This is a genomic window from Snodgrassella sp. CS2, assembly GCF_050310315.1.
In the GTDB taxonomy this organism is placed as follows: Bacteria; Pseudomonadota; Gammaproteobacteria; order Burkholderiales; family Neisseriaceae; genus Snodgrassella; species Snodgrassella alvi_E.
In genome coordinates, this window is sequence record NZ_JBNPBA010000003.1 from 255,470 (window position 1) to 263,268 (window position 7,799).

Below are 7,799 nucleotides of genomic sequence, written 5' to 3' on the forward strand. Positions count from 1 at the left end.
GATGTCACAAACGTACCCCTCCAGCTGGCTTGACGAATCATATTTAATCAGCCATAATCTTCTCCTTATTTATTTAAAATAACCCTATATCCGTTTTACTTTAAATTCTAACAGATATAGCCTCAATTACACCTTGGGAGGTGATGTTGTAAACGGTAATGCGGAACCGTAAACACCGCCTTTGCCTTTAGTGGCCTTTATTTAGTATTTATCTATCTGATATACAATCAGTAATATAATTATTTATTCAGGAAAAAAACATGCCTTCTATTCGTGTAAAAGAAAATGAACCTTTTGAAGTTGCTATGCGTCGTTTCAAACGCTCTGTTGAAAAAACAGGCTTGATGACCGAACTGCGCGCACGCGAAGCTTATGAAAAACCAACAACTGAGCGTAAACGTAAAAAAGCAGCAGCCGTTAAACGCTTACAGAAACGCCTACGCAGCCAGCAATTGCCACCTAAAAATTATTAATTGGAACTTTCGGCTTTGCATTAATAACCGGGAAATTACAATTAATCAGAATACCGCAGGCATTGCTTGCGGTATTTGCTTTTTACAGGTAAAACCTGAAGTAAAACGTATTTTTACAGCAAATCTCTATAATTACCAATTCACTTACTGCGAGCCCCATTATGAGCCTGAAACAAAAATTACAGGAAGACATGAAATCAGCAATGCGCAATCACGATGCAGCATCCCTGTCTACCATTCGTATGGCATTAGCTGCTATCAAACAGATTGAAGTAGATGAAAGAATCGAGGTAGACGATAGCCGCTTCGTTGCAGTTATCAGCAAAATGGTTAAACAGCGGAAAGAATCGGTACGCATGTTTAACGAGGGTGGAAGAAACGATCTTGCCGAAAAGGAGCAAGCAGAAATTAACTTACTCCAAAATTACTTGCCCGAAATGCTAGACGATACCGCTATTGAAGCTGCCATTAAAGATGCTATTGCCAATGTGGGTGCCACACAACCGAGTGATATGGGAAAAGTAATGGGCATATTGAAAAAAACACTGGCAGGCAAAGCCGATATGAGTGAAGTTAGTAAGAAAATCAAACAGCTCTTGGCCTAATTAATTCAACATTCAAAAAAAGAGACAGGATAATCAGGTCTAGAAATTATGTGCAGCAATTGACGGGCATGGTTGGCATGATTCCAAACGAATTTATTGACGAGCTTTTAAATAAAATAGACATCGTTGATGTCATTGAAGAATTTGTACCACTTAAAAAAAGTGGTGCCAACTACATGGCCTGCTGCCCCTTTCACAAAGAAAAATCCCCCTCGTTTTCAATTAGTCCTGCCAAACAGTTTTATCATTGCTTTGGTTGTGGTGTACATGGATCCGCCATTGGCTTCGTCATGGAATATCAAGGATTGAGCTTTCAGGAAGCCGTACAATTTCTGGCAGACCGCATCGGCATGACTGTCCCAAAACAGTCTGGAAACTCCAATCCACATGTACAGAAAGTTCATAAACAGATTCAGCAGACACTAGAGCAAACTACAGCTGCGGCTGCCACCTACTATCAACAACAGCTAAAAACCTCAATGCGTGCACAGCAATATCTACAGCAGCGCGGCCTCAGTGAAGAAATCATCATCCATTATGGCCTTGGCTATGCACCGGACGACTGGCAGGCTCTAGCCAAAGTTTTTCAGCCCTATCCCAGCAATGCATTGGTAAACAGTGGCATGGTTATCGAAAAAGACAGCCGCCATTATGACCGCTTCCGCGATCGCATTATGTTCCCCATACGTAGTACCCGTGGACAAATTATCGGTTTTGGTGCTCGCGTTATTGATGCAAGCGAACCTAAATATCTCAACTCACCTGAAACGCCCCTATTTGATAAAGGGCGGAATCTGTACGGACTATATGAAGCACGCGCCGCAATCAAAGATGCACAGCGAGTACTGGTCGTAGAAGGCTATATGGATGTCGTTGCCTTGGCACAGTATGGTCTAGGATATGCTGTAGCTGCACTTGGCACATCTACCACGGCAGAACACATACATTTGCTGATGCGGCAAAGCGATCATATCTATTTCTGCTTTGACGGTGACACTGCCGGCAAAAAAGCTGCATGGCGAGCATTGGAAAATGCTTTGCCACAATTAAAAGATGACAAAATTTTACACTTTCTTTTTTTACCAGCTGAACATGACCCCGACAGCTATGTACGTAGCTATGGATTAAGCACATTTGAAGATGCACTACTGAACCAAAGCTTGCCACTGTCTGCATACTTCTGGCAAACACTAACTGCACAGATTGACCTTAACACTCAGGAAGGTAAAGCAGAATTGATTAAAACTGCCAGCCCTTTGCTAGCTCAAATCAAGGCACCAGCATTGTCTTTCCTACTGCGCCAGGAACTCAGCCAGAAAGTGAGTATAGATGAACATAATTTAGCTCAGCTATTGGGACAAGAACAACCTAGATCAGCACCTGTCAGACAGAAAAGTTACCGTCTTCCACAGAACACTTTCCGACAACCGCCTGTCATGTCACTGGCACAAAAACAGATACGTGCACTATTGATAAATCCGCAATGGGCCGCATTTATAGAACTACCAGAATATCTGGACCTGCACGGCGATTATGCATGCCTCGCTGCGCTGGCTGAACGCATACAAGCCTCCGTAACACCGTTAAACAGCGGAGCTGTGTTGGAACTGATGCGTAATACAGAATTTGAACCCGTCATTCGGCAGATTATCCATGATTATCTGGATTCACCGGATATCTTGCAGCCAGGAAATGAAGATGACTGCACCACGTTCAAACAGGGCATGCAAAAATTACTGGATAGTCTTAAGACCCAGCAGATTGATGCGTTGAAGCGCAAACTCCAGCATGGACGTCTCAGTGCCGACGAAAAACAGTTACTCCTGCTGCTCTTAAGCCCGCCCAAAATGCCGTCAGCTTAGCCTGACGTCTATTTTAACCCCTTGCAGCGCCATAGCTGCTGCAATATATTGAGTAAAATATGGCAAACCCAACACCCAAAAAAACCACTATTGATAGCAGTAAGGAACAAGACGATACCCGTCCGTTAACCGCTGAGGAACAACGTGCACGACTGCGTCAGCTGATTATTCAGGGCAAGGAACGTGGTTACATTACATATGCTGAAATAAATGATGCTTTGCCGGATGAAATGTCGGATGCCGACCAGATTGATAACATTGTTTCGATGATATCTGGTCTTGGGATTCAGGTTACCGAAGAAGCACCTGATGCCGAAAGTCTGCTAATGGGCGATAACACCGCCAACATGACTGACGACGATGCGGTAGCCGAAGCTGAAGCAGCTCTGTCTAATGCAGATAATGAATTTGGACGAACCACCGACCCTGTACGTATGTACATGCGCGAAATGGGTCAGGTAGACCTATTAACGCGTGAAGATGAAATCATTATCGCCAAAAAAATTGAGAATGCCCTGCGCAACATGATTCAGGCCATCTCTGCCTGCCCAGGTTCTGTAGCTGAAATACTGGCTTTGATTGATGCTGTACGCAAAGAAGAAATCAAAGTTGATGAAGTTGTAGAGGCTATTGTCGACCCACATGAAGAACTTCTCGATGAACTGGGTATTGGTATCGACAGCAAAAATGAGGATACTGATGTAGAGGACGACAATGAAGACAGTGTTGACGTAGACGATGATTCTGAAGAAAACGAAGAAGAAAACGCTGCGCTAGCAGCATCTGCTAATCTGGAAGAGCTGCGCCAAAAAACGCTAGAACACTTCGATGGAATTCAGAGCCGCTATGAAGCCATGGTTGCCGCACTTCAGGAAAAAGGCAGCAAAGACGCTACCTACCTCAAACTGCAAGAGGAAATTGCAGAGCAATTATTACAGGTACGCTTTGCTACCCGCCAGATTGAAAGCTTATGTGAAAACCTGCGCATGCGCGTCAATCAAGTACGTCAGCTGGAACGAGATATTCGCGATATAGCTCTGAATCGTGTGCATATGGAGCGTGATTACTTTATCAAAAGCTTTGCCAATCGCACTACCGATTTGGGCTGGGTAGATGAAGAACTTTCTCTAAACCGCGTCTGGACAGAAGCACTACGTCGTTTCCAGTATGCCATTATTGAAAAGCAAACTGAACTGGCTAATCTGGAAGAGGCCGCTCAGATTTCACTGGATGAGCTGAAACAGATTAACAAAAACATGGTCAAAAGTGAGCAGGAAACCGCCGCTGCCAAGCAAGAAATGATTCAGGCCAACTTACGTCTGGTAATTTCTATTGCTAAAAAATACACCAATCGTGGTTTGCAATTTCTGGATTTAATTCAGGAAGGCAATATCGGCCTGATGAAAGCCGTGGATAAATTTGAATATCGTCGAGGCTATAAATTCTCCACCTATGCCACCTGGTGGATACGACAGGCTATTACCCGTTCAATTGCAGATCAGGCTCGTACTATTCGCATACCGGTACATATGATTGAAACCATCAACAAAATGAATCGGATATCCCGTCAGTATTTGCAGGAAAACGGAGAAGAGGCCGACTCAGCCAAACTGGCTGAACTGATGGAAATGCCGGAAGATAAAATCCGAAAAATCATGAAAATTGCCAAAGAACCGATTTCCATGGAAACACCAATTGGCGATGATGATGATTCACATCTGGGCGATTTCATTGAAGATGCGAATAACGTCGCACCGGCAGACGCAGCCATGTATTCCAGTCTGCGGGAAGTCACAAAAGATGTACTCGAAAGCCTAACACCGCGCGAAGCCAAAGTTTTGCGGATGCGCTTTGGTATCGACATGAATACAGATCATACACTCGAAGAAGTGGGCAAACAGTTTGATGTTACCCGCGAACGTATTCGTCAAATTGAAGCTAAAGCATTACGCAAACTGCGTCACCCTACCCGCTCTGACCGGCTAAAGAGCTTTCTCGACAGTGACGAAAACAAACAGTAAATTTTTTACTTTTAAAACCAAAATCATCCGCACTCTGCGGATGATTTTTTATGTAAAACCTTGCAATCGTCTGACGTATTAGCTAAAATACGCCTTTCTCGGGTCTGTAGCTCAGGGGTTAGAGCAGGGGACTCATAATCCCTTGGTCGTGGGTTCGAAACCCACTGGACCCACCAAAAAACCTCATATGATTTTGTATCAGCTAGGTATCTAATTTAACAGTGCTGATTTCTTAATTATCTGCTATCTATTTATCAGAGATTTAGTTTATCTATTCTACTATTACTATTTAATCTCAATAAAAAATTAGCATAAAGCTTGAATTTTCATCTCATGAGATTTTTTTACCCACAAAATCTAAGATATAAATTCAACAACATCAAAATTTTTCATTTTTTGGTTTAAACCTACAATAAAATTATTTCGATTCTGCTTTTAAACAAATGCAACTTTTCACAACCAAGGTTATTCAAAAATAATTAAAATTAAATATTTAATATAGATATTTAACTTATTTTTTTTGAAACATCCGTTCCTCTCTTTAACATTTACTGCTTTTTAAAAACAAAATCAAGCGATAAAAAGAATGTTTTTGATTAAATTCAGCCATCTTTAAACCAAGATTTTTTGATTATTAAAACTCAACATAATGACTAATATAGTTTGATATCCAAATTTAGTTAACGCAAAACATTCTCTTCAACCAATTAGTTGCAAAATTCATACACTTATTTATATATTATTTATTTTTCTTTTTATAGCCTGAATTTCCCGCCAATAGAAGCTCTGGCAACAACCACATTCAAAAAACATAAAATAATATTCCCTATAAATAACAAAACTTTCTATTAACACTTATAAATAGGTTCATAACATTTAGGGTGTATTAAAATAACAAAGTAAAGTTAACCACACTTTTTTATTTTGAATGTTTTATTCAACATCATAGGTATGTCAAATGATTATATATATGAATATATTAGAATTTTTAATGATTCACACAAAAAATGCTAACAAACTAACTGACACAAACAATTAGCATTAAGTTAACTTTATTTGGATACGATATAACATATCTTCTATAATGAATTAATACTATTTAGTATTAATTCATTATCCAATTACATATATAAGCTTAATTAATTAAATTTTAATCAAGAGTTAAGATTTATTTTATAGAATCTGCAAAACCAAGGAAAACTGATGAATATCATCTACAAATCCAAATGGAGTGAATCTACCAATACATGGGTAGCCTGCTCGGAACTTGTACGTGGCAAAACCAAAAATGATTGTAGCAAAATCGTTGTAGCTATTACTTTAGCTCTAGCAAGTTTAAGCACATATGCAGCATGTGATCCAATCATTAATGCAGATACAAATTATCCAGATATTCAGGCCACATCAGGTGATCAATGTAACCTAGACGCAGAGCAAATTTATAATAGAATAACCGCCAAGCAAGGTTCAAAAATTTCAGGAACCAATATTACTGCTGATGGTCCAAAAAAAGGTTCTGCACAATCTATATCATTAGTTGGCGATTCAGAACTAGAAGCAGATAATATAACAACAACAAATACAAGACCAGGGTCAAGCAGTCAAGCTTTCTATCAAAATAAATCCAAATCTACCATTCATCAGGATTTAAACGCCAATAATACCGGAGTGGCTGCTAGTTCAGAAATCCTAAAAAACGTTAATGGTTCGACATTAGAGATAGGTAGAAATTTAACAATTAAAGATAATTCTACAACTGGCAGTAGTTACAACACTATTTATAATGAAAACAGTCAAATTAATGTTAATGGAGATATTAATATTGATAATACAGGAGTAAAAGACAGCTCGACTAAAGCAAACACTGCAATAAATAACGTTGGAGGTAAAATTAGTGCTAACAATGTTGTAATTAAGCAAAACGGAACTGCATCTTCCATATCTCAACAATCTAAAGGAGATCCTGATACATTAATAGATATCAAAGGAAATTTAGATATTGATTCAACAACTTCTCTTTCAAGCATTACTGTTAATGGAGGAAAAATATCAGTAGGAAAAAATACAAATATTATCAAAAAGGCTGAAGAGAAAGATACTGCTGTAATTGGTATTACAGCTGGTGGAACCTTTGAATCTAAAGGAGATACCACAATGACGATTAATTCGGCAGACACATCAGAAACTGATATTACTGCATCAGGGGTATCAATAGGAGCCGATAGTAAATATATTAATCACGGTAATTTAAAAGTTAACAATGGTCAGAACACTATTATTACTTCAGATGAAGATCTAGCTGATGGGGAAATAGCTACTTTTGACAATACGACAACTGCTAAAACTAGTAGTGCAGTTGATACAGTAGTTCATAAAGGCAGAGGAACTTTAGTAGTCAATAATGATGGAGTATTGGAATCTACTAATAATGAAAAAGGTTCCGTATTGAGTAATCAAAATGAAGGAGTACTTGAAGCAACTAATTCAAATATTCTTTCTGGAAACATTAAAAATAATAGTAAGGGTAAAATTGTTTTACAAAACACAGGTAAAGTTAACGAAGATGGTAATGGTTCGGTTAATCCCAATCAGATTATTAATAACGATACCGGCAGTATTGCTATTATCAATAATAATACTATGGGCGGAAATATTATCAATAAGGGCGGTCTACGCTCTACTGACAATATTTCGGTTGAAAATAATAAAAATCTGACTAGTCACATTAAAAACGATGGTGCTGGTAGCATTCTTGTAAATAATAATGCTTCTAGTAATCTTTCTGGTGATATTGAGAATACTCAGACCGGCAAAATTACTCTTAATAATAAAGGTAAT

5 protein-coding genes and 1 tRNA gene are annotated in these 7,799 nt (G+C 39.0%); all 6 read left to right on the top strand.

Annotated features, from left to right (window positions below):
* Positions 1-260 precede the first annotated feature (260 nt).
* Complete coding sequence (gene rpsU / locus ACQP6D_RS06450) at positions 261-473, top strand: 30S ribosomal protein S21 (protein WP_100141358.1); 213 nt, start codon at positions 261-263, stop codon at positions 471-473.
* Positions 474-634: 161 nt separating this feature from the next.
* Positions 635-1,078, top strand: coding sequence for a GatB/YqeY domain-containing protein (locus ACQP6D_RS06455; protein ID WP_267408724.1), 444 nt, complete (start codon positions 635-637; stop codon positions 1,076-1,078).
* A gap of 77 nt (positions 1,079-1,155) precedes the next feature.
* Positions 1,156-2,940 (top strand): DNA primase, encoded by a 1,785-nt coding sequence (gene dnaG, locus ACQP6D_RS06460; protein WP_427857758.1) that lies wholly within the window; start codon positions 1,156-1,158, stop codon positions 2,938-2,940.
* A gap of 59 nt (positions 2,941-2,999) precedes the next feature.
* Positions 3,000-4,961, top strand: a complete 1,962-nt coding sequence (gene rpoD, locus ACQP6D_RS06465) for an RNA polymerase sigma factor RpoD (RefSeq protein ID WP_370386953.1) — start codon at positions 3,000-3,002, stop codon at positions 4,959-4,961.
* Between the two features lie 100 nt (positions 4,962-5,061).
* Positions 5,062-5,137 (top strand) — tRNA-Ile (locus ACQP6D_RS06470).
* Positions 5,138-6,164: 1,027 nt separating this feature from the next.
* Positions 6,165-7,799 (top strand): ESPR-type extended signal peptide-containing protein (locus tag ACQP6D_RS06475; RefSeq protein WP_427857724.1); only part of this gene is annotated, 1,635 nt, incomplete at its 3' end.

What these genes read in the sequence shown, in the direction of transcription:
- dnaG (WP_427857758.1), top strand. Translation starts at nt 1,156, where the DNA reads ATGATTCCAAACGAATTTATTGACGAGCTTTTAAATAAAATAGACATC.
- rpsU (WP_100141358.1), top strand. Translation starts at nt 261, where the DNA reads ATGCCTTCTATTCGTGTAAAAGAAAATGAACCTTTTGAAGTTGCTATG.
- ACQP6D_RS06455 (WP_267408724.1), top strand. Translation starts at nt 635, where the DNA reads ATGAGCCTGAAACAAAAATTACAGGAAGACATGAAATCAGCAATGCGC.
- rpoD (WP_370386953.1), top strand. Translation starts at nt 3,000, where the DNA reads ATGGCAAACCCAACACCCAAAAAAACCACTATTGATAGCAGTAAGGAA.